Origin of the sequence: Mycobacterium sp. (assembly GCF_035314905.1) — a bacterium.
Classification (GTDB): Bacteria; Actinomycetota; Actinomycetes; order Mycobacteriales; family Mycobacteriaceae; genus Mycobacterium.
Genome location: NZ_DATFYW010000003.1, coordinates 32,229 through 54,554 on the forward strand (window position 1 = coordinate 32,229; position 22,326 = coordinate 54,554).

The 22,326-nt window shown below is 66.4% G+C and carries 13 protein-coding genes and 1 pseudogene; 8 read left to right on the plus strand and 6 right to left on the minus strand.

Annotation, left to right across the window (positions count from 1 at the left end; all coding sequences use genetic code 11):
- Positions 1-463: 463 nt before the first annotated feature.
- The 3 genes from VKG81_RS00225 to VKG81_RS00235 are packed head-to-tail and all read right to left on the minus strand — an operon-like array spanning position 464 to position 4,953.
- The gene (locus VKG81_RS00225; protein ID WP_324388827.1) at positions 464-2,098 is read right to left on the minus strand and encodes an AMP-binding protein; all 1,635 of its coding nucleotides are present in this window, start codon (positions 2,096-2,098) and stop codon (positions 464-466) included.
- Positions 2,099-2,113: 15 nt separating this feature from the next.
- Positions 2,114-3,517, minus strand: coding sequence for a wax ester/triacylglycerol synthase family O-acyltransferase (locus tag VKG81_RS00230; RefSeq protein WP_324388828.1), 1,404 nt, complete (start codon positions 3,515-3,517; stop codon positions 2,114-2,116).
- A 2-nt stretch (positions 3,518-3,519) separates the two neighbouring features.
- Positions 3,520-4,953 (minus strand): wax ester/triacylglycerol synthase family O-acyltransferase, encoded by a 1,434-nt coding sequence (locus VKG81_RS00235; protein ID WP_324388829.1) that lies wholly within the window; start codon positions 4,951-4,953, stop codon positions 3,520-3,522.
- A gap of 120 nt (positions 4,954-5,073) precedes the next feature.
- On the opposite strand from VKG81_RS00235, the gene VKG81_RS00240 reads away from it, so the two are divergent.
- The 4 genes from VKG81_RS00240 (at position 5,074) to VKG81_RS00255 (ending at position 10,718) form a co-directional block, all read left to right on the plus strand.
- Positions 5,074-6,141, plus strand: coding sequence for an NAD-dependent epimerase/dehydratase family protein (locus tag VKG81_RS00240; RefSeq protein ID WP_324388830.1), 1,068 nt, complete (start codon positions 5,074-5,076; stop codon positions 6,139-6,141).
- 5 nt (positions 6,142-6,146) lie between these two features.
- Positions 6,147-6,755, plus strand: a complete 609-nt coding sequence (locus tag VKG81_RS00245) for a TetR/AcrR family transcriptional regulator (protein WP_324388831.1) — start codon at positions 6,147-6,149, stop codon at positions 6,753-6,755.
- Between the two features lie 185 nt (positions 6,756-6,940).
- On the plus strand, positions 6,941-7,222 hold the full coding sequence (locus VKG81_RS00250) for a hypothetical protein (protein ID WP_324388832.1): 282 nt from the start codon (positions 6,941-6,943) through the stop codon (positions 7,220-7,222).
- A 172-nt stretch (positions 7,223-7,394) separates the two neighbouring features.
- On the plus strand, positions 7,395-10,718 hold the full coding sequence (locus VKG81_RS00255) for a protein kinase domain-containing protein (protein WP_324388833.1): 3,324 nt from the start codon (positions 7,395-7,397) through the stop codon (positions 10,716-10,718).
- Between the two features lie 384 nt (positions 10,719-11,102).
- Here the strand turns inward: VKG81_RS00255 and VKG81_RS00260 are convergent, their stop codons facing one another.
- Complete coding sequence (locus VKG81_RS00260; protein WP_324388834.1) at positions 11,103-11,573, minus strand: GMC family oxidoreductase; 471 nt, start codon at positions 11,571-11,573, stop codon at positions 11,103-11,105.
- A gap of 337 nt (positions 11,574-11,910) precedes the next feature.
- Here VKG81_RS00260 and otsB point away from each other — a divergent pair, with 337 nt between their 5' ends.
- From otsB to odhI, 3 genes and pseudogenes are all read left to right on the plus strand, one after another.
- On the plus strand, positions 11,911-15,669 hold the full coding sequence (gene otsB / locus VKG81_RS00265) for a trehalose-phosphatase (protein ID WP_324388835.1): 3,759 nt from the start codon (positions 11,911-11,913) through the stop codon (positions 15,667-15,669).
- Between the two features lie 72 nt (positions 15,670-15,741).
- A pseudogene (sucD, locus tag VKG81_RS00270) lies at positions 15,742-16,590 on the plus strand (succinate--CoA ligase subunit alpha); the annotation flags it as partial.
- Between the two features lie 617 nt (positions 16,591-17,207).
- Positions 17,208-17,642: an oxoglutarate dehydrogenase inhibitor Odhl gene (odhI, locus tag VKG81_RS00275; protein ID WP_324388836.1), complete on the plus strand. Its 435-nt coding sequence runs from the start codon at positions 17,208-17,210 to the stop codon at positions 17,640-17,642.
- A gap of 72 nt (positions 17,643-17,714) precedes the next feature.
- Here odhI and VKG81_RS00280 read toward each other — a convergent pair whose 3' ends face one another.
- Together VKG81_RS00280 and VKG81_RS00285 are read right to left on the minus strand one after the other, a co-directional pair.
- On the minus strand, positions 17,715-18,104 hold the full coding sequence (locus VKG81_RS00280; RefSeq protein ID WP_324388837.1) for a hypothetical protein: 390 nt from the start codon (positions 18,102-18,104) through the stop codon (positions 17,715-17,717).
- Between the two features lie 188 nt (positions 18,105-18,292).
- Positions 18,293-18,505, minus strand: a complete 213-nt coding sequence (locus tag VKG81_RS00285) for a hypothetical protein (protein ID WP_324388838.1) — start codon at positions 18,503-18,505, stop codon at positions 18,293-18,295.
- A 776-nt stretch (positions 18,506-19,281) separates the two neighbouring features.
- Between VKG81_RS00285 and VKG81_RS00290 the strand changes: the two genes are divergently transcribed.
- Positions 19,282-22,188 (plus strand): arylsulfatase, encoded by a 2,907-nt coding sequence (locus VKG81_RS00290; RefSeq protein WP_324388839.1) that lies wholly within the window; start codon positions 19,282-19,284, stop codon positions 22,186-22,188.
- Positions 22,189-22,326: the final 138 nt, after the last annotated feature.

Below are 22,326 nucleotides of genomic sequence, written 5' to 3' on the forward strand. Positions count from 1 at the left end.
AGCACGAACATTTGCGACTGCTATCCCAGCGCAGCTGCCGCAGACCTCTGCTGGCCGTCCCCGCCTTCTCCCATGCTGTGTCTAAACGACCCATGGGACAAGGAGCTCCGTCGCTTTAGTTTCGACACGGGTTTACTGCCGACCGTGCAGCCCGTTAGTGCTCCGGCACGCTTTGCGTTGTTCTTGGATGACGGCACTCGCTGCCGGCTTATCAGTGGCGGCGCTCGGGGCGGCCGACCTGACGGCTACCTTCCCGCGTACACGTGCGGACTTCCCGGCTCCACACTTGCGGTTCTCATGGGCCCCCACCAAACCGATGCGATAGACCGCTCACAACCGCTATGGACCGTCCACGTCGCCGACCTCGGTTCTGCTCTTCTGCGTCCTGCTGATATGCGTCGCTGTGTTACGCGTCGTAACGTCGCTGGCCCGCCTCACCCGCTGACGTTCGTGTGAGCGGCGCTCAGGCCGGCGAGCTCGCCCGCTCGACTTCGCTGCGCACGGCATCGCGCGCCCACCCGTAGTCGGGCTTTCCGTTGGCGGCGCGCTTGATTGCGTCGACCTGGACGACCACGCGCGGGCGCTTGTATCCCGCCAGCCGCTCCTTGAGGTACTCGTTGATCGCGTCCACGACGTCGGTACCCGGGATGGCGGGGGCGACCACCGCGGTCACACGCTGGCCGAAGCGCTCGTCGGGAATGCCGACCACGAGGGCGTCGGCGACGTCGGGGTGGGTCTTGATGACCTCTTCGACCTCCTCCGGGTACACCTTCTCGCCGGCGGTGTTGATGCACCCCGACCCCCGGCCGAGCAGCACGAGGGTCCCGTCGGCCTCCAGGCGGCCCCAGTCGCCGATGAACGCGTAGCGCTGCCCGCCGATCTCGCGGAACACGCGGGCCGACTTCTCGGGGTCCTTGTAGTAGCCCTTGGGGATCAGCTTGCCGCCGGCGGCGATCAGGCCGGGCTCGTCGGAGCCCGGCTCGATCTCGCGGCCGTCCTCGCTGAACAGCTTGGTCTCTCCGAGCCGGATGAACTGGCCGGTCTGGGCGAGCGGATCGCCGCGGCGGGAGATCTGCACGCCCATCGCGCCCTCGGTGGCCCCGATGCCGTCGATCAGCGTGGCGTCGACATGCTCGAGCAGGCCCTGCTTGACCGGCGCGGACCACATGAGCCCCGATGACAGGATCACCCCGAGCGAGGCGAGGTCCCAGCCGCCGCCGGCGGCGGCCTTCTCCTCGAGCGCGGTCAGCATCGGCCGGGCGAACACGTCGCCCACGATGATCATCACGTTCACCGACTCGCGCTCCACCGCGCTCCAGATCTCGTCGGGATCGAGCGAGCGCCCGGGCAGCGTCACCGTGCGGCCGCCGGCGAGCTGAACCGCGACGGAGTTCAGGCCGGCGGTGTGCATGAGCGGCGAGCACGGCATGACGACGGGGGCGGCCCCCGCGCCGATCCGCTCGGCTCCGGCGGCGGTGAGCTCCTCGACATTGTCGGGCAGCGGAGGGCCGCCGAGCACGATGGGGACCAGTCCGAGCAGGCCGTCGGTCCAGTCCCCGACGTCGTAGACGACGCCCTTGGGCATGCCGGTGGTCCCGCCCGTGTAGATCATGATCTCGTCGTCATGACGACGGGCGATGCGCGGCGCCGGCTCCGAGCGAGCCAGGATCTCCTCGTAGCGCTCCGCGCCCGCGCCGGCCGCAGGACCGTCGTCGACCTCGGCGAGCAGCTTGAGCGCGGGCACGCGCTCGGCGACGCGGCCGACGGTCTCGCCCAGCGAGGCGTGGAAGACCAGCGCCTCCGCGTCGGAATCCTCGAGCAGGTAGACGAGCTCGTCGTCGACGTAGCGGTAGTTCAGGTTGATGGGGACCATCCGCGCCTTCAGCGCGGCCAGGAAGGCCTCGTAGTACTCGGGGCCGTTGTACAGCAGCAGCCCCACCTTCGAGCCGGGAGCCAGCCCGGCGTCCTGCAGGGCGCCCGCCAGCCGTGCGGCCCGGTCCTCGAACTCGGCCCACGTCCGGCGCGTCTCGCCATGCACGAGGGCGATCGCGTCGGGCGCACGGTCGGCGTACCCCTCGATGACGTCGGCGTAGTGCATGGTCGTCTCTTCTCGTCAGGCGGGTGTCGTGGGGATGTGGCGCACCGGGCTCCGCGCGAGCTCGTCGAAACTCTGCAGTGCGAGCTCCGCGATCCGGGCGGTGTCGGGGATCACGTTCCGGGAGGCGCCGACCCCGAAGCACAGCGTGCCGGCGTAGGAGGCCAGGGTGATGTTCAGGGCATGGGCCGGCGGCACGATCGGCGCGGCGTAGAGGCTCGCCAGACGCCCGCCGCTCATGTACAGCGCATCCTTGGGCCCGCCCGGGATGTTCGACACGAGCATGTTCGCCGCCTGCGGTACGACCCCCCGCCACATCGGAAGCTCCTCCCGCAACTGGGCGGCGCCGAGGAAGACGACCGACTCGAGCTCGAGCACGCCGGGCGCCATGCCCCGCACGCCCGCCTTCAGGGTCGCGGTCGAGGCGACGACCTGCTCGAGCCGTTGCGCCGGCGTGGCGTCGGGTGCGCCGAGCTGAACCTGCGCGAGCGCCGCCGCGTTGGACGGCTTGTCGTCCTCCGCCCCGCGTGTGGAGACGGCCATCGAGGCGATCAGCGGGCGCGCGACGGGGTCGCCCTGCTCGGTGAGATATCGCTGCATGGCGTGGTCACACACGGTGAGCACGACATCGTTGATGCTGCCGCCCGCCCGCTCGCCCACGCGCTTGACCTCGGACAGCGGGAGGTCGAAGATCGCGAAGCTGCGCGCCGGCGACTGCCGCATCGTGGCGGAGGCCAGCCGGGGCGCGCTGAAGGGCAGCGCTCTCGCACCCCGTCGCAGCCCGATCGCCTCGGGGACGATCCCGGCGAGCCGCCGACCCACACCCACCATGGTCTCCGCCTGGCGACGAGCGATCTTCAGCCTGTCCACCGGGCTGGGTCGGCGCGCCGGGTGCGCGCGGCGGCGCGTCTTTTCCTGCGGCCCCCACAGCGGCGCGATGGTCGAGTCGTCCGGCGACTCGGACAGCGACCCGAACAGCATCCTCGCCCCGCTGATGCCGTCCGCCAGCGCGTGATGGAGCTTGTAGAAAAGGGCGACCTGCCCGCCCTCGAGCCCCTCGATCACGTAGCACTCCCACAGCGGCCGCGATCGATCCAGCAGCGCCACGTAGAGGTGTTCCACCATCTCCATCAGCTGCTGTCGGGAGCCGGGAGCGGGCAGTGCGACCGCTCGGACGTGATAGCCGAGATCGATGTCGTCGACCGTCACCCAGTGGGGCAGCCGGCCCAGCCCGAGGGCGGGACGGCGGTCGAACGGAGCGACGGGCGCGGTCGCGCGGAACGTGTCGACGACGCGGTGGGCGAAGTCCGGCCCGGTTTCCCCCTTGGGCGGATCGAACAGCATCAGCACGCCGGCGTGCGACGGCCGCGTCGGTGACTCCAGGGCGAAGAACGCCGTGTCCACGAGGGCAAGTCGAGTCATGCTCAGCCCGTGGTCGAAGGGGTGGAGGACGCGGTAGAAGTGGCCTGCGCGCGGGCGACCGCGAGCAGCTCGTCGAGCGAGGCCCGGAAGCCGCGGACGAGTTCCCACGTGTCGGGAACCGCCACGGCGTCGGCCAGGACGCACAGGTTGAACTGGTCGCAATAGCTCCAGACGGTGAAGTTGAGCGTCGCGCCGTGGGAGAGCTGCCCGGTGGAGAACCAGCGATCCACGCGCCAGCGGCCGAGGTACCGCGGCTCGCGCGGGCCCGGCACGTTGGACACGACTATGTTCTTGAACGGGTCGAAGCGGCCCTTGGTCCGCGCGTTGACACGCGCAAGGCCCGAGACGACGCGGCCGGGCAGGAGCTCGAGCACCGCGCCGATGTCGGCGTCCTTGGTCAGGGCGAAGTGCTGCTTCGTCGCCTCGGCGGCGACGCTTGTCGCACGCAGCCGCTCGAGCGGGTCGGCGATCTGGGCGTGCAGCCAGACGTAGTCGATCGACGAGTAGTTGCCCGGGTGGGTGCGCTCGGCCGGTGGCGTGACCGCGAGCGGCATCGTGGCCACCATCGCCTCGCCGGGCGGTGAGCCGGCCCGCTCGAGGTGGCGGCGCACGCTGCCGGCGACGCACGCCATGAAGACGTCGTTGATCGTCGCTCCGAGCGTTTTGCTCACTTCGCGTACGTCGGCGAGCGGGAACGTCTCGCAGGAGAATCGCCGGCTGCGCGACAGCCCGCATTGGAACGGGCCCGGCGGCGTGGAGCGGTCGAACGCGGACGGAACGCGCCGCTCGCCGCCCTTGGCGAAGTCGCGCTCGATGCGCACCCGATCGCGCACGGCGCGCGCGGTCGGCACAAACCGGCGCAGCCTGGGGGGCAGGTCTCGCAGCGCCCAACCCAGGCGCCGCGCTCTCGACGGCAGCGGCTGCGGTGCCCACGGGGTCGGAACCACCGCGGCATCGTCCGGGGTGTCGTTGTAGAACGCGCCGAGCATGTCCAGCACGCCGATGCCGTCGGTGTAAGCATGGTGCAGCAGCGTCACGAGGGCGACGCGGCCGCCTTCAAGGCCCTCGACGACCCAGGTCTGCCACAGCGGCCGGTCGCGATCCAGCGGGTGGGCATAGACCTGCTCGACCAGCGCGCAGAACTCCTCCATCCCGCCGGGAGCAGGACAGGCGACCCGGCGCACGTGCGCGTCGAGATCGAACTCGGGGTCCTCGACCCAGATCGGGTGATGCAGGCCCAGCGGCGTCGGCAGGTACCGCAGACGGAAGACGGGAAGCAGGTGGGCGCGCTCCTCGAACATGCGCCGCGCCTTCGGCCACGACCAGCCATCGGGGTCCGTCGACGGGTCGAGCACGCTGATCTTGATTGTGTGGTTGTAGGCGCTACCTCCATCGAGGTGCAGCATCAACGCATCGGCCCCGTTGAGTCTTCTCATCGCGTTCGGGTCTCTTCCCACGGTTTCCCTACGAGGACGCTAGACGCTTGCTGACGCGGTGTCAATAAGATTCGGGATCTTTATTGACACCGCGTCGTTAACGGCCTAGTATGCGCGGCCATGACACCATCCCCGAAGAAGCCGACCGACGTACAGACACCCGACACAGGCCTCACGGTGGCCGTGACCGGGCCCACCGGAGAGGTCGGGCGCTCGCTGCTTGCCGCCCTGGAACGCTCAGGTCAGGTCAAGCGTGTGCTGGGCATGGCGCGGCGGCCGTTCGACCCGGCCGCGCACGGCTGGACGAAGGTCGAATATCGCCGCGGTGACGTGCTGGACCGTTCCACGGTCGACGAACTCGTCGCCGGCGCGGACGTCGTGGTGCATCTCGCGTTCATCATCTTCGGCGATCGCGAGGAGACCCGGAAGGTCAACCTGCAGGGCAGCCGCAACGTGTTCGAGGCGTCCGTCGCGGCGGCCCCGCGTCGGCTCGTATACACGTCATCGGTGGCAGCCTACGGCTTTCACCCCGACAGTCCCGAGGTGCTGACCGAGGACGTCGTGACACGGGGAACGGAGGAGTTCTACTACTCGGCGCAGAAGGCCGAGCTCGAGGCGCTGTTCCATGAGCTGGTCGACGACACCGGCATCCAGGAGTACATCTTCCGGCCGTGCATCGTCGGGGGACGCGACGCGCCGGCACTGATGAACGACCTCGTCCGGCGCTTCCAGCTCGGCGGGCGCCTGCCGCTGGAACGAGACCTCATCCGGGTCATCCCGGGTGCATCTCCAGTGCTACCGGAGACCGGGATGACGATCCAGCTCGTGCACCACGACGACTGCGCCGACGCCCTCGTCGCCGCGATCGAGGGCCGCGGAGCCCCCGGCGTCTACAACCTCGCGGGAGACGGCACGGTCACGATGACGGACATCGCGCGCGAGCTCGGCTGGCGGACGGTCCCATTGCCGCCCCTGGCGGTCAAGGCGGCGACCGAGTTCGTGACGCGGCTCGGGAGCCTTCTCCCGCAGGAGCTCGCCTGGATCAACGTCACACGGCGATCCCAGACCATGGGCACCGAAAAGGCGCGCCGCGAGCTCGGCTGGCGCCCGCGCCACGACGCGGAGCAGATCATGCGCGAGACGATCGCAGGCGCAAAGGCCGCCGGGACCGTGTGGTCACATCGGTGAAATCGATGACATCGAAGCGGCGCATACGACGCAAGCCCGAGGACGCCGAGCGCGAGATCCTCGACGCGGCGGAGGCGCTGCTCAAGGAGATCCGCTTCCGTGACCTCACGGTCGATGCCGTCACCGCGGCCGTGAACATGCGGCGGTCGAATTTCTACCACTACTTCAAGGACCGCAACGAGCTGGTTATGCGCCTCGTCGATCGGGTCGCCGCGGAGATGTTCGACGCGACGCGAACCTGGCTCGACAGCGAGAACCCAGATCGCGTCGCCGCCGTGCGGGAAGGGTTGCTCGACGTCGTCCGGATCTGGAGCCGGCACGCTGACGTGCTGGCGGCGATGAACGAGGCCTCCCATCACGACGAGGTTGCTCAGCGGTACTTCCGCGGCCGGATCGTCCAGGAGTACATCGATCAGATCGCCAAGCTCATCCGCCGCGAGAAGCGTCAGGGCCTCACCAACGTGGCCAACCCTGCCGAGGTCGCACGCGCGCTGATCCTGCTCAACATCAACTACATGACGGAGCGCGTCACGATGGACCACGCCCGCCCGGAAGCGGTCACGTCCGTGCTGGCAGGGATCTGGGTCGGCGCGCTTTATCCCGGCGCCACCTGAGCGCCAAGTTCTAACGACTTAGCGTCGATTAATTATCGACACTGCGTCGTTAGGGTGTTACGCTGCCGCCCTCAACCGTTGGCTGGACTCCGGGGAGAGGCAGGTGGCGATCACTCTGTACATCGACACGATGGCACCTTCACCGACGGTTTCGTCGTCTGCGACGACGAGTACACGCGGTCAAGGTGCTGACCACCCCGCAAGACCTGGCCGTGTGCTTCGCCAAGGTCGTGCGGGCGGCGGCGGGCGCGCTGGGGCTGGATGTCGAGGCCATGCTCGCACGGACGGAGGCCGCCCGCTATACGACGACGGTGCGCACCAACAGCGTGATCCAGGGCAACGACCCCAAGCTCGGCCCGCCCACCGATGCCGGCGAGGGGGCCCACACACGCCAACAGGTACGTCTTAGGACGCTGTTCACAACGGTGGTCCCGCCACCACCCCACCCCTCCAGCGCGCGCTGCTAGCCACGGGCGGTTCATAAAGGCACTAGATGCCCCGACGAACGCATCGATCTCATAAGATGCCCCGACGAACGCATCGATCTCATACGGGGCCGCCTTGATCGGCGATATTGTGGGGTTATCTCGTCGATCAAACGGAGGTGAATAGCCTCCAGGCCGAGGATAGTGATCGTCAATGGCCGACGTCGATCCGCGTGCGACACAGCGGGATGTGGTCCCGGACATCCCCGCGGAACTGCGTCAGGCGGGTTTTGACGACATAGAGGAGATCGGGCACGGCGGCTTCGGTGTCGTCTACCGCTGCGCTCAGCCAGCGCTGGACCGCACCGTTGCCGTCAAGGTATTGACTTCCGATCTTGACCCGGAAAATCTCGCCCGCTTCCTGCGCGAGCAGCGCGCCATGGGACGCCTTTCCGGACACCCGCACATCATCAACATTTTGCAGGTCGGCGTCATGGCCAGCGGCCGGCCCTTCATCGTGATGCCGTATCACGCCAAGGATTCGCTGGAGGTACTGATCCGCCGGCACGGACCCCTCGACTGGTGCGAAACGCTCAGCATCGGCGTGAAGCTTGCGGGTGCGCTGGAAGCCGCGCATCGCGCGGGCACACTGCATCGTGACGTGAAGCCCGGAAACATCCTGCTGACCGACTACGGTGAACCCCAACTGACCGACTTCGGCATCGCCAGAATCGCCGGGGCCTTCCAGACGGCGACAGGAGTGATCACCGGTTCGCCGGCTTTCACCGCGCCCGAAGTGCTTGAGGGCGCATCGCCGACGCCGGCATCGGACGTGTATTCGCTGGGCGCCACCCTGTTTTGTGCGCTGACCGGCCACGCCGCGTTCGAGCGCCGCACCGGCGAGCAGGTGGTCGCTCAGTTCCTGCGAATCACCTCACAGCCCATCCCGGACCTGCGCACGCAGGGACTGCCGGCTGACGTGGCCGCGATCATCGAACGGGCGATGGCTGCCGATCCGGCGGATCGTCCGGCGACCGCGGCGGAATTCGGCGACGAGCTTCGTGAAATTGAGCGCCGCAGCGGTGTCACGGTCGACGAGATGGCCCGTCCCGTCGAGCTGGGCGTGGAGCGCCGAAAGTCGCCCGTGGCGCGGTCAGTTCAACGGGATACCGCCGCCACGACGACGCCCCCGAAACCCGCAACGAAGTACCGTCCCCCGGTTCCCACTAGATCACTGCTCGCCCGTAGCCGACTCACCGACATCCTTCGCGCGGGCGGACGGCGACGGCTGATCCTCATCCACGCACCCTCGGGGTTCGGCAAGAGCACGCTGGCGGCGCAGTGGCGTGAGGAACTCTCGCGCGGCGGCGTCGCGGTCGCCTGGCTGACGGTCGACGACGACGACAACAACGTGGTGTGGTTCCTGGCGCATCTGCTCGAGTCGATCCGGCGGGTCCGTCCCGCCCTCGCCGAATCATTGGGGCAGGTGCTGGACGAGCACGGCGACGACGCCGGCCGCTACGTGTTGACGTCGCTGATCGACGAAATCCACGAAAAAGACGACCCGATCGCGGTGGTGATCGACGACTGGCACCGCGTGTCCGACACCCGAACCAGCGTTGCCCTCGGTTTCCTGCTGGACAACGGATGCCATCACCTGCGGGTCATCGTGACCAGCTGGTCCCGCGCCCGACTCCCACTGAGCGGGTTGCGGATGGCAGACGAGTTGATCGAGATCGATGCCGGTGCTTTGCGTTTCGACACCGACGAAGCGCTGTCGTTCCTCAACGATGTCGGCGGCCTACACCTGTCCCGCGGCGACGCGGAGGCATTGACCACATCGACCGACGGGTGGGCCGCGGCCCTGCAGCTGGCCGCATTGTCGCTGCGCGGCGGCGGCGATGCGAACAGCCTGGTGCGCCGGCTTTCCGGTGCCAGCGACGTGATCGGCGAGTTCCTGGCAGAGAACGTGCTGGACACCCTCGAACCCGATGTGTGCGAGTTCCTCCAGGTGACATCGATCACCGAGCGAACCTGCGGCGGGCTGGCCTGCGTGCTGGCGGGGGTGACTCACGGGCAAGCGATGCTGGAACAGGTCGAGCAGCGCGGCTTGTTCCTGCAGCGCATCGACGACGACCCGAATTGGTTCCGCTTCCACCAGATGTTCGCCGAGTTTCTGCGCCGTCGACTCGAACGTGACCGGCCCGACCGGGTCGAACAACTGCATCTCGCCGCATCGGAGTGGTTCGCCGAAAACGGCTACCTCAACGAGGCCGTCGACCATGCGCTGGCTGCGGGGGATCCCGCCCGCGCGGTTGACCTTGTCGAGCAGGATCAGACAAACCTGCTGGAGCAATCGAAGATGACAACGCTGCTCGGGATCGTCAAGAAGCTGCCAACACAGCTGGTGGTTTCGCGACCTCGGCTCCAACTCGTCATCGCCTGGGCGAATATCCTGTTGCAACGTTCGGCGCTCACCGACGGCGCGCTGAATCGCTTCGAGGCGGCCCTGGGCCGGACGGACCTCTCCGATGCGATACGGGCAGATCTGCGAGCCGAGGCGGACGTGGTGCGAGCAGTCGCCGAAACCCTCGCCGATCGGGTCGAGGGCGTGGATGATCTGGTCGCCGAAGCAATGTCGAGACCAGACACCCTGCATCCGCGGGTTCCCGGGAGCGCCGGAAATGCCGCGGCGTTCGCCGCGATCTACCGCTTCGACTTCGACGCCGCGCACCGGCTGCTTGATTGGGCCACGCCCTACCAGGAGATGATGGGACCGTTCTCCACCGTTTATGGACGCTGCTTGGGTGGCATCGCCGCCAGGTATCAGCTCGACATTCCCGCCGCCCTGAATAACTTCCGAGAAGCATTCGAGATCGCCACCGAAGTCGGGCCCCACTCGCACGCGGCGCGGCTCGCGGGTGCGTTTCTCGGCGAATTGCTCTACGAGACGGGCGACCTCGCCGAGGCCACGCGTCTACTGGACGAAAGCTATCTGCCCGGATCCGACGGTGGCGGAGTGGATTATTTGGCCGCCAGGTACGTGATCGGTGCGCGGATCACAGCAGCACAGGGGGATCACGGGTCTGCGGTCGACCGTCTCGCCGCCGGCGCGCAGGCCGCGGACCACCTGCGGCTGCCGCGTCTTGCCGCCCGGATCAACAATGAGCGCATCCGGCTGGGCATCGAGCTCCCGCAGACGGTTGCCGCCGGTTTGCGATCGCCCCGCACCATCCCCCGTGACAATGGAATCGCCACGATGACAGCCGAACTCGACGAGAACTCCGGGGTGCGCCTGTTATCCGCGAGCGATTCTGCGGACGACCGCGAGCAGGCGTGCCGACGGGCCGCCGATCTGGCCGCCGGAATCGACGGCGAGCGCAGACCCCTGGCGGGGCTGCAGGCACAACTGCTCCTCATCGAAACGCTCAGGGCCGCCGGCCGGGCGGCTGACGCCCGAAACGAACTGGCGCCGGTCTCTGCGAAGTGTGCCGAACTCAGGCTGTCACGTCTGCTGGTCGATGCGGGACTCGCGTAGAGCGAAGACAAAGCGTGCGGGACGCCTGCGGTCAGCCCGCCGACCGCAAGACCATCGCTGACCGCGGCCCGACCTGCCCCGCCGGAGTCGCCCGCACCCTGAGTCGCGCCTGGTACGCAACATTTGACGCCGCTTGTCAATTCGCTCAGCGGCGGGGCTCCCGTCTGCACTCAAAGCCCAAGAACCCGGCCCAACCAACCATGACGAGATCAGTCACAACGAGGGGTGGCCGCGACTGCGTCGCGCATCGAATTCGTCTCTGCGCGGCAGCCCCCACCTTGTGGGGTAGCAGCACACCCCAGGCAAGGTCAAGACAGCAAAGCACCGCCAAAAACAATTTGAAACAGGCTGACCGTGACGGGAGGTATCGAGGTCCGTCAGGTGTCAATGTTGGTTGAGCATGTTCATCGCGGTGCGGCGCGCGAGGGCCATCGTGGACACCATGGGGTTGACCCCGGAGCACCTGGGCATTCCGCTGGCGTCGGCGATCCAGACCCCGGTCGTGTCGTGCAGCTCGCCGTTCGGTTTCGCGACGGAGGTCTGCGGGTCGCCGCCCAGCTTTGCGCTGCACATCTGGTGGGCACTGAACACCGGGGTACCACCCGGGCCGATCGGGTCCTGGTTCACCTTCTCGATGAACGCCTCGAGGTCCTCGCCGCGGTTCCAGGGCGGGAAGGGCTGGCCGGCGAGGAAGATCTGCTGCGCACCTGCGGCCCCTTGCATGCGGAACGACGTCGCCTCGGCTTCGCGGAAGTGACGCCGATCGAGTTCGTCGGTGAACGGGTACCAGTGGGTGGACTGACCGTTCTCGTCGATGGTGACGGTGCCGGCGCCGCGATCCTTGACGAGAAACACCCAGTCGGCTCGGTACCGATATTTGCGGGTGAGCTCCTTGTGCTGTGGACCGAACCTGCAGTTGTTGCGCGCAAAGTGCGCGAGAAAGTGTCCACAAACTTGGGGCTCGGGGGCCAAGCGTTACAGCGGTGGCTGCCGCGCCTGGGAGTGGACCCGCGAACGCCCTACGAGCAATCCACAACTGCGCGTTGCGGATCACGCGACCAGCGAACCCACTCCAGCCGAACAGTCCGTCCGGTGGAAACCAACCATCTGTCGGCGCGCCGGGCAATACGATGGCCGATAGCATCCTTTCGATTGCCAGCGCGCCGATCAGCTCGAGCAAGGAGCACTAACCGTGCAGCTGCCGGTCACCATCGATCCGCGCTACCACGACGCGGTGCTTTTCGACCTCGACGGGGTGGTCACCGGTGGGTTCTGTAACCCGTTGGTCGACGGTGTACTGGTGCTTGATTCGATGGTCGACCTGGTCGGGCGGTTGCACGACGCCGGTATAGCCACGGCCGCCTACTCCTCGGGCCGAGACTGGGAACAAGCCCCCGTAGCCGCCCGGATTGATGACCTGTTCCCCGTCCGCGTTGACGGCGTCGCGTCGGCCCGGCTCGGGTCATCCGGCAAGCCGGAGCCGGCACTGCTGCTCGAAGCCGCGCGGCGACTCGATGTGCCACCGGAGCGGTCGGTCGTAATCGAGGACAGCGACGCGGGGGCAGCGGCGGGACGCGACGGCGGATTCGGACTCGTGATCGTCGTCGACGGGACCCGGCATGCCGACGAAGTGGCGCGGTGCGACGCGGACGCAGTGGTCGCCGACCTGCGCGACGTCACGGTTCGCACCGGTGACAAGCGCATGTCGGAAATTCCGAACGCGCTGGAGTCCTATGGTCAGCTCGTCGGGATCATCGGCGCTCGGAAGCCGGTGGCGTTTTTCGACTTCGATGGCACGCTTTCCGAAATCGTATCCGACCCGGACACGGCCACGCTCGTCGACGGAGCGGCCGAGGCACTGGAGCACCTGGCGGCGGACTGGCCGGTCGTCGTGTTGAGCGGCCGCGACCTGGTGGATGTCCAGAGCCGGGTCGGGATACCCGGCATCTGGTATGCCGGGAGCGACGGTCTTGAGCTCACGGCGCCGGACGGCAGCTATCACCAGAACGACGAGGCCGCCGCCGCGGTGCCGACCCTGGAACGTGCGACCGGCGCGCTGAGCGACGCCCTCGCCCATATCCCGGGGGTGCGCCTGGAGCACAAGCGTTTCGCGGTCGCCGTCCACTACCGTGAGGTCGCACCGGAACGCGTCGCACAGATCGTCGCGGCAACGTATCGGCTCGGAAAGCGGATGGGCCTGCGGGCGTCGACGGCCCGCAAGGTGATTGAGTTGCGGCCCGATATCGAGTGGGACAAGGGCGCCACGCTGGCCTGGATCCGGGGTCTGATCGACGAAACGGGTTCGCTGCTGCCGGTCTACCTCGGCGATGACCTCACCGACGAAGCCGCGTTCGACGCGGTTCGTTTCGACGGCATCGGAATCGTCGTCCGCCACCGTGGGGACAGCGAGCGCCGCTCGGCGGCGCATTTCACCCTGGAGGGTCCCGAACAGGCGGGAGAGTTCGTCCGGCAGCGCGCGCGCTGGCTTGCTAACACGGAGCACACGTCCGAAAAGGCGTGGGATTACACCTTTGACGGATACGACCCGCCCACCGAGAAGCTTCGGGAGGCGTTGTGCACGGTGGGCAATGGCTACTTCGCGAGCCGCGGCGCTGCGCCGGAGTCGAAGGCCGGGCAGGTGCACTATCCGGGCAGCTATGCCGCCGGTGTCTACAACCGCCTCGACGACGACGTAGCGGGCAGGACGATCACCAACGAGAGCCTGGTGAACCTGCCCAACTGGCTTCCCATGACCTTCCGAGTCGACGGTGGCAGCTGGTTCGACATCGACGCGGTCAAGGTGTTGGCCTACCGTCAGACCCTCGACCTCAGGGGCGCGGTGCTGACGCGGGAGTTTCGCTTCCGCGACGAGGCGGGCCGCACCAGTTCGGTGATCCAGAAACGATTCGTGGCGATGCACATGCCCCACGTCGGTGCGCTGGCCGCCACGATCGTCGCCGAGGATTGGTCGGGGACGATCGAGATCCGCTCGACGATCGACGGCGGCGTCTCGAATTCGCTGGTCGAGCGCTACCGGGATCTGGCCAGCAAGCATCTGACATCGCTGCACAAGCGGGAACTCTCCGACGATTCGGTGCTGTTGACGGTTCAGACCACCCAGTCGCACATCCCCATCGCAGTGGCGGCGCGGACCACCGTGCGCCGCGAGGATGACGCCGTGTCGGCTGGCTATCGGCTCGTGGAGACGGCGTCCGAGATCGGCCACGATATCGCCGTCGAGCTGGCTGCGGGTCAGTCGGTGACGGTGGAAAAGATCATCACCATCTACACCGGGCGCGACGTCGCGATCTTCGAGCCCGCCGTAAACGCCCAGCGCTCGCTGAGCCGACTCGGCCATTTCGGCGAGCTGCTCAGCGGACACCGAAGCAGCTGGTCGCAGCTGTGGGAGCGGCTGTCCATCGAACTCGAGGGCCACGCCGACGAATTGCGCATCCTGCGGCTGCATCTGCTGCATCTGCTGCAGACGGTGTCCTACAACAGTGCGGATCTCGACGGCGGGGCACCGGCCCGCGGGCTGCACGGTGAGGCGTACCGCGGCCACATCTTCTGGGACGACCTGTTCATCTTCCCGGTACTGAACCTGCGGCTGCCCACCGTCACCCGGTCGCTGCTGCTGTACCGCCACCGACGCCTGCCGGAGGCGCGCCGCGCCGCCAAAGCGGCCGGCTACGCCGGCGCGATGTTCCCATGGCAATCGGGCAGCGACGGACGCGAGGAAAGCCAGCAGCTCCATCTGAATCCGCGCAGCGGCCGGTGGAACCGTGATTCGAGCGCATTAGCGCAGCACATCGGCATCGCTGTTGCCTACAACGCGTGGAAGTTTTATCAGGTCACCGGCGACCTCGCGTACCTGATCGACTACGGCGCGGAGCTGCTGGTGGAGATCGCGCGCTTCTGGGTTAGCAGGGCCAGCTACGACGAAGAGCGCGACCGTTACAGCATCCGTGGTGTCATCGGACCCGATGAATTCCATTCCGGCTATCCCGACGCGCCGTACGACGGCGTCGACAACAACGCCTACACCAACGTGATGGCGGTCTGGGTGATCCTGCGGGCCCTCGACGCGCTGCAGCTGATGCCGCTGCCCAACCGGCTCGACCTGCGGGAAAGACTCGGACTGCGCGGGCAGGAACTGGCGCACTGGGATCGGGTGAGCCGACGGATGTTCGTCCCGTTCCACGACGGGGTGATCAGCCAGTTCGAGGGGTATGGCGAGTTGGCGGAACTGGATTGGGACGACTACCGCCGGCGCTACGGCAGTATCCAACGCCTCGATCGCATCCTCGAGGCCGAAGACGACGATGTCAACCGGTACAAGGCGTCCAAGCAGGCCGACGCGCTGATGCTGCTGTACCTGATGTCGGCAACTGAGCTGGGTGAGCTGCTCGACCGGCTCGGCTACCGCTTCACCGCCGATCAGGTCGCGACGATGGTCGACTACTACATTGCCCGCACCTCGCACGGCTCGACACTCAGTGGTGTGGTGCATGCCTGGGTGCTGGCGAGGGCCAATCGCGATCACGCGATGGAGTTGTTCCAGTGGGTGCTCAAATCCGACGTCGCCGATATCCAGGGCGGCACCACCTCCGAAGGCGTCCATCTTGCGGCCATGGCCGGCAGCGTCGATCTCATGCAGCGCTGCTTCACCGGCATGGAGACCCGCCAGAATCGCATCATCCTGAACCCCAACTGGCCGGAAACACTCGGTATGCTGGCATTCCCGTTCCACTACCGCGGTCTGCACCTGCACCTGCGGGTCAGCGGAAAAGGCGCCACCGTCAGCGCCGACCCCCGACACATTCAGGGCATCGAAGTCGAATACCGCGGACGTGTGCGATATCTGACCCCCGGAACCACCATCACGTTCTCCGACTCTCCTGACGACCTTGCGACGACGTCACGCTCGGCCAGACTCCCAATCGAACCCTGACACGGGGCCGCCGCGGCCGCTCTGGCGGCCGCATCCAATACAGCCGCCAAACGACGTTAAGGACCGCTGATCATGTCGATCTTCCTGAACAAGGACTCCAAGGTCATCGTGCAGAGCATCACCGGCAACGAGGGGTCCGTCCACACCGCTCGGATGCTCAAGGCCGGCACCCGGCTGGTCGGTGGCGTGAATGCTCGCAAGGCCGGCACCACCGTCAACCACACCAACGCGCAGGGCGACGAAGTGGAACTGCCGGTGTTCGGCACCGTCGCGGAGACGATGTAGGAAAACGGCGCCGACGTGTCCGTGGTGTTCGTGCCGCCGAAGTTCGCCAAGGACGCCATCATCGAGGCGATCGACGCCGAGATCCCGCTGCTCGTCGTGATCACCGAGCGAATTCCGGTGCAGGACAACGCCTATGCGTGGCAATACAACTTGGATAATGGTGGCGCCAAGGCGCCTAAGACGCGCATCATCGGGCCGAACTGCCCGGGCGTCATCACGCCCGGCGAGGCGTTGGCCGGCATAATCCCGGCCAACATCACCGGCCCCGGACCTATCGGTCTGGTATCGAGGTCGGGCACCCTGACCTACCAAATGATGTACGAGATGTACGAGCTGCGCGATTTCGGATCCTCGACATGCATCGGTATCGGCGGCGACCCGGTGATCGGAACCACTCACATCGACGCGATCGAGGCGTTCGAGAATGACCCGGACACCAAGATTATCGTGATCATCGGCGAAATCGGTGGCGACGCCGAGGAACGCGCCGCCGACTACATCAAGGCAAACGTCTCCAAGCCCGTTCTCGGTTATATCGCGGGATTCACCCCGCCGGAGGGCAAGACGATGGGCCACGCCGGCGCCATCGTGTCCGGCTCGTCTGGCACCGCGGCCGCCAAGAAGGAGGCGCTCGAGCCGTTGGCAATGTTCGCAAACGAAGTCGACGAAGTTCGTCGACTTCTCGCTCCTGGTAGCCTCCCCGTAACTATTTTCCCGGAAGGGACACCCGGCGCAGGAGTGGTAGCGTTAAAGCGCGTCGACGAACTCGGATCCTATAACTTGAACATAAGGGGCTCTCGCCGACAAGCTGGGAATTACGCAATATACAGCGACGGCTGCGATTGCCGTTCTGGGCCTGAAGGAAGACTCCGAATGCTCGAAGCTGTTCAAGTTGGGTGCCATCAAGGTCCACCGGTACTCTCACAAATCTATTCAGATGATTCGCGACCTTTTGGAACAACGAAGTGAAGCCGAGGTTAGGGACGAGTACCAGGGACTGCTCAAATCACGACGCTCGGGTTCTACCGAGTAATGTGCATGTGCTGACAATCCCGCCGGAGCCCGGCTGCGCGGTCTGTCGCCACTACTAATCAGCTAAACGAGCCAGACGGCAAGAGGTGCAGAGTTAGACTGGCGCATGACCTGGGGCACACGCCCGCACCCATTGGATCCGGCAATTCCAGCGCGGCTCGGGCCCAGCGATCAACCGGCTCCAGCGGCGCTGCCATTGACGGCCGACAAGGGAACACTAGGTGACGCACCCGCACAACGAGCAGAAGTCTGACGACGTCACCGCGGAAACCACCTCGGCCTTCCGCGCGGCCTTCCGCGACGAACTGCGCGCTGCCCCCGTGGCCGACGCCGAACTGGAAGAGGCAGCCCAAGGACTGCCGAGCGGTGCAGGCATGCTCGTGGTCAAGCGCGGCCCGAACGCCGGCTCGCGGTTCTTGCTGGATCAACCGATGACATCGGCCGGCCGAAATCCCGACAGCGACATCTTCCTCGACGACGTCACCGTCAGCCGCCGGCACGCCGAGTTCCGGCTGGAGAACGGCGAATTCCAGGTTGTCGACATTGGCAGTCTTAACGGCACGTATGTCAACCGTGAACCCGTGGACTCGGCGGTGCTGGCCGACGGCGACGAAATCCAGATCGGCAAGTTCCGGCTGGTCTTCTTACGCGGTTGATTTAGCTTCGACTTCTGTTATTCGGTTCGAATTCTCGTGAGGTGTCTAGGCTTTTAGGCCGACGGCTTATTGTCACTGCGGGCGTCGATGACCACTACTGCTTCCTCGTTGCGTCGTGCGGCATCCCCATCGCCAGATCGCCAGCGCCGTGGCCAACGCGCGCAACATGGCGACGTCCGCCTCGGTGATCGGTTCGGTGTCGCCCCAGTCGAGAATTTCTGCTAGTTCTGCGATCAGGGCATCATCGAGACCGAGCTCCTGGGCGGTATCCGTCAGACTTCCCGCCTCTTCATCGACCGGATCGTGTTCACCGAAGAGGCCCAGCAGATCACCTTGGCGTGCCGTGGCCGCCACCAGCTGTTCGTCACCGACACCCCGGCTTCGCGCGAACCGGATCATGCGCAACCGGCGCAGAGAGTCCGGCTCGAAGTCGCCATCTGGTTGCCGGTGCAGCAATCCCACATCGGCGTACCGGCGAAGCCGACGCTCTGGCTCGCCAGCCACCGCGGATAGCTTGTCCAGACTCCAGGGCCCGGCCATTGGTAGTCAGGGGCGCGGTGTCTGCGGGGCAGACCCGTTTCCCCATCCCCCTTTCAATCCGTGCGTGCGGTTTTCCCGCACACGGCTTACCGATGATCTTCTGGACATGGTTACGCAGCCTTCGGGTAGCGAATGGTGCCACGAAGTCGGTGCAGGCCGAGCCCGTTGAACCACTCCTCGGTCCACTGATCGACTTGGCCGGGACGCAGGTTGCGGCCCCGCTTCTTGATCGTCAAGCGGAGCAGCCTCCGTACCACATAGTCGTCGATCTGGCGGAACTTGGTGGCGGCGTTGCCGGTGCGAAAGTAGTTGCTGAGCGGCACAACACCACCCCGTCATCGGCGTAGCGCACCAGCTCACCCATGAGCGCCTTCGTGTGAGCCCAGCGAACCATCAGTGTGGACTTCGCGGATCGACCCTGATCGAGATCTCGATTCCAGTAACGCAAATCTCACAAGAGCTTTCTTGTCGGTCCTGTCTTGTCGGTCCTTCGGGCCTGGTCGGTTCGTGCGGCGCACGGGATCCCTCGCGGACGGTATGCCGCCACGGCACTGGTCCTCAGCTCTGTCGCTCCTATTGGCTCCGAGGGCCGCAGTCCAAGACTTCACCCATGAACCCATTCCATCATCTCTGATCGTCACGGCCGCAGGCCGCGTGTCAGGTTGAGAACGTTAAACGAACGCAAGGTTTGAAGTGCATCCATGCTGGCAGTCGACGTTCGGTTTCAGCAAGCTAATTTCTAGGTATTGCCTGGCTGATTTTTATCTGTGAATCACGCTGAACGGGCGACTCGCGCCGTTGCCGTCACTAGCATCCCCACTGTCTGAATTCGATCCCGAAGGCGGTGGCCGCGATGGTCACGAAGTTCAACCGAACCCCGCTCGCATGACTGGCGGGCATATTTCTTTTCCTGTCCTATCGCTAACCCGCGGGATCATGGGGTGGCGATTTCACCGTTCAGCGGCATCGTCGATTCCGAGTGTCCGAAAGGCGTTCGCCACCCCGAGTCGGGCACGTGGGCCTCGTCGGCCAGTCCGCAGCGGGTCAGCATCGAAGTAGCGCCCTTCAAATTCGAGCGTGGGCGTAGCAAAGGGGGAATTTGATGAGTGAAGAGCAGACACTGGTCCTGGTAGCTGGCTACGAGGATCTCGAGCTTGGCCGCCGTGACTTCGATGCCCTGGCCGAGAGCGTCAAACACAAGCGGATCGCGCTTCGTGGTGCGGTACTGGCTGCCAAGGATTCCGAAGGCAACACCACCGTGATCGACACGGGCAACCACCTCGGCCGCAAGGGCGCCGGCTGGGGCGCCGGCGTTGGCATAGCGGTGGGCCTGTTCGCACCGCCGCTGTTGGCCTCGGCGGCAGTCGGCGCCGCGGCTGGCGGCCTGGCTGGCAGGTTTGCCGATCACCGGATCAAGAGTGGTTTGCAGGAGAAGATCGGGCAGGCGCTGGCGGCCGGCGCGGGTGTGGTGATCGCCGTGCTGCCGTCGGCCAGCCGGCTATCGGTGCAGCAGGCGCTGGCGGGATCAGCGATGACGTCGGTCGTGGAGATGGATGCGCCGACACTGAAGGGCCTGGAGGCGTCACTGGCCGAGGCGATGGACAAGTTCAGTCCGGATCGCACGCGGCTACCGCTACCGGACCGCGACTTCGGGGGCACCATCGGGCGCACGCTCGACGAGTCGATAGCCGACTGGACGATCGTGGCAGGCCCGAAGGCGCCCGAGGAGGCGCCGAACGTGCTGATCGTGCTGATCGACGACGCCGGGTTCGGCGGCCCGGACACGTTCGGCGGCGCCATCCGGACTCCGAATCTGACCCGGGTCGCCCAGAACGGGCTGACCTACAACCGTTTCCACGTCACCGCCGTGTGCTCACCGACTCGGTCCGCGATGCTGACCGGACGCAACCACCACCGGGTGGGATTCGGTTCGATCGCGGAATACCCTGGCCCGTTCCCCGGCTACACCGCCGCTAAGCCGCGCAGCTGCGCCGCGCTGCCGCGGATTCTGCGGGACAACGGTTATGTCACGGGTGGGTTCGGCAAGTGGCACCTGACCCCCGATACCGTGCAGGGGGCCGCCGGCCCCTTCGACCACTGGCCGCAGGCCTGGGGATTCGACCACTGGTGGGGCTTCTTGAGCGGCGCGGCCGGCCAGTACGACCCGATCATCACCCAGGACAACGCGGTGCTGGGGGTTCCGAAGGGTGAGGACGGAAAGCAGTACTACTTCCCCGACGATCTGACCGACAAGGCGGTGGAGTGGCTGCACGGCGTCCGCGCCCAGGACCCGTCCAAGCCGTGGATGATGTACTACTCCACCGGTTGCAGCCACGCCCCGCACCACGTCGCGAAGGAGTGGGCCGATAAGTATCGGGGCCAGTTCGACGACGGCTGGGACGTTTACCGCGAAAAGACCCTGGGACGCCAGAAGAAACTCGGGATCGTCCCGCAGGACACCGAACTGACCGATCGACCGGATCTGTTTCCGGCCTGGGATAGCTTGTCCGACGCGCAGAAGAAGCTGTACGCGCGGCAGATGGAGGTTTTCGCGGGGTTCTCGGAGAACGCCGACTGGAACGTCGGGCGGCTCCTCGACGCGGTCGAGGACATGGGTGACCTGGACAACACGCTGATCTTCTACATTTGGGGCGACAACGGGTCCAGCATGGAAGGAACGATCACCGGCTCGTTCAACGAGATGACCTTCCTCAATGGGGTGGTTCTCGACGCCGAGCACCAGCTGCAGCTCATCGAGCAGTACGGCGGGATCGAGGCACTCGGCGGTGATCACACCGCGCCGCACTTCGCCGCCGCCTGGGCGCACGCGAACAACACCCCGTTGCAGTGGGGCAAGCAGATGGCCAGCCACCTCGGCGGGGCCCGGGACCCGATGGTCGTCGCCTGGCCGAACCGGATCCAACCAGACAGCCAGATACGGGCGCAGTTCACGCACTGTATCGACATCGCCCCGACGGTGCTGCAGGCCGTCGGGCTGCCCGTGCCGACGACCGTGGACGGCATCGATCAGGAGCCGATGGACGGCGCGAGTTTCGTGCACACCTTCGACGACGCCGCCGCCGAGGAGCGTCACACGGTGCAGTACTTCGAGATGTTCGGCAGCCGTGCCATCTACCAGGACGGCTGGTGGGCCTGTGCGCGGCTGGAGAAGGCACCCTGGGACTTTTCCCCCGAGACACTCAAACGCTTCGCGCCCGGGGTGTACGACCCGGCCAACGACGTGTGGGAGCTGTACTACCTGCCCGACGACTTCTCCCAAGCCAAGAACCTGGCGGCCGACAACCCCGACAAACTCGAAGAGCTGCAGCAGCTGTTTTGGCGGGAAGCCGAACGCAACCGGGTGTTGCCGCTGCTGGGGGGGCTATCAGTTTTCTTCGGCATGCTGCCGCCGATGCCGACGACTACCCGGTTCACGTTCAAAGGCGACGTCCAGAACGTCCAGCGCGGCATGGTTCCCCACATCACGGGCCGGTCCTACGCCATCGAGGCGCATCTCGACGTCCCCGACGGTGGCGCCCAGGGCGTCCTCGTCGCCAACGCCGATTTCATCGGCGGGTTCGCGCTGTGGGTCGACGGCAACGGTCTGCTGCACCACACCTACTCCTTCCTCGGCGTGGAGACTTACAAGCAGGTGTCCACCCAGCCGATCCCGACGGGCGACGTCACGGTGAAGATGCTGTTTGAGATCGACGAGTCCACACCCGGTGCCGGTGGGCACGTGTCGTTGTGGGCGGGCGAGGAGTTGATCGGTGAGGGCGATATGCCCCGGACGGTGCCCGTCGCCTTCTCCTCCTACGCCGGGATGGACATCGGCCGCGACAACGGCCTCGTCGTCGATCGCGACTACGAGGACAAGGCCCCCTACGCGTTCACCGGAACAGTCAAAGAGGTGGTGTTCGACCTCAAACCCGCCCACCACGACGCCGAAATGGCCCTGCACGAGCACGCCGCGATCCAAGCCGTCGGACAAGGCGCCGCCGGCTGAACGGGGCTGCCGGACGTCAACACGCCAAGATGCCGTGGCCCGCCGCCGCTGCCGGCCCCGGCCGGTTCCAGTCGTTCCTCAGGAACGTACAAGTGCGATCGCTGTCGCCGCGATGACCTGCGAGTCAAACCGCGCGAT

Excerpts from the sequence above, each read along its gene's own strand:
- VKG81_RS00225 (WP_324388827.1), bottom strand. The coding sequence starts at position 2,098 with ATGCACTACGCCGACGTCATCGAGGGGTACGCCGACCGTGCGCCCGAC.
- VKG81_RS00230 (WP_324388828.1), bottom strand. The coding sequence starts at position 3,517 with ATGACTCGACTTGCCCTCGTGGACACGGCGTTCTTCGCCCTGGAGTCA.
- VKG81_RS00235 (WP_324388829.1), bottom strand. The coding sequence starts at position 4,953 with ATGAGAAGACTCAACGGGGCCGATGCGTTGATGCTGCACCTCGATGGA.
- VKG81_RS00240 (WP_324388830.1), top strand. The coding sequence starts at position 5,074 with ATGACACCATCCCCGAAGAAGCCGACCGACGTACAGACACCCGACACA.
- VKG81_RS00245 (WP_324388831.1), top strand. The coding sequence starts at position 6,147 with ATGACATCGAAGCGGCGCATACGACGCAAGCCCGAGGACGCCGAGCGC.
- VKG81_RS00255 (WP_324388833.1), top strand. The coding sequence starts at position 7,395 with ATGGCCGACGTCGATCCGCGTGCGACACAGCGGGATGTGGTCCCGGAC.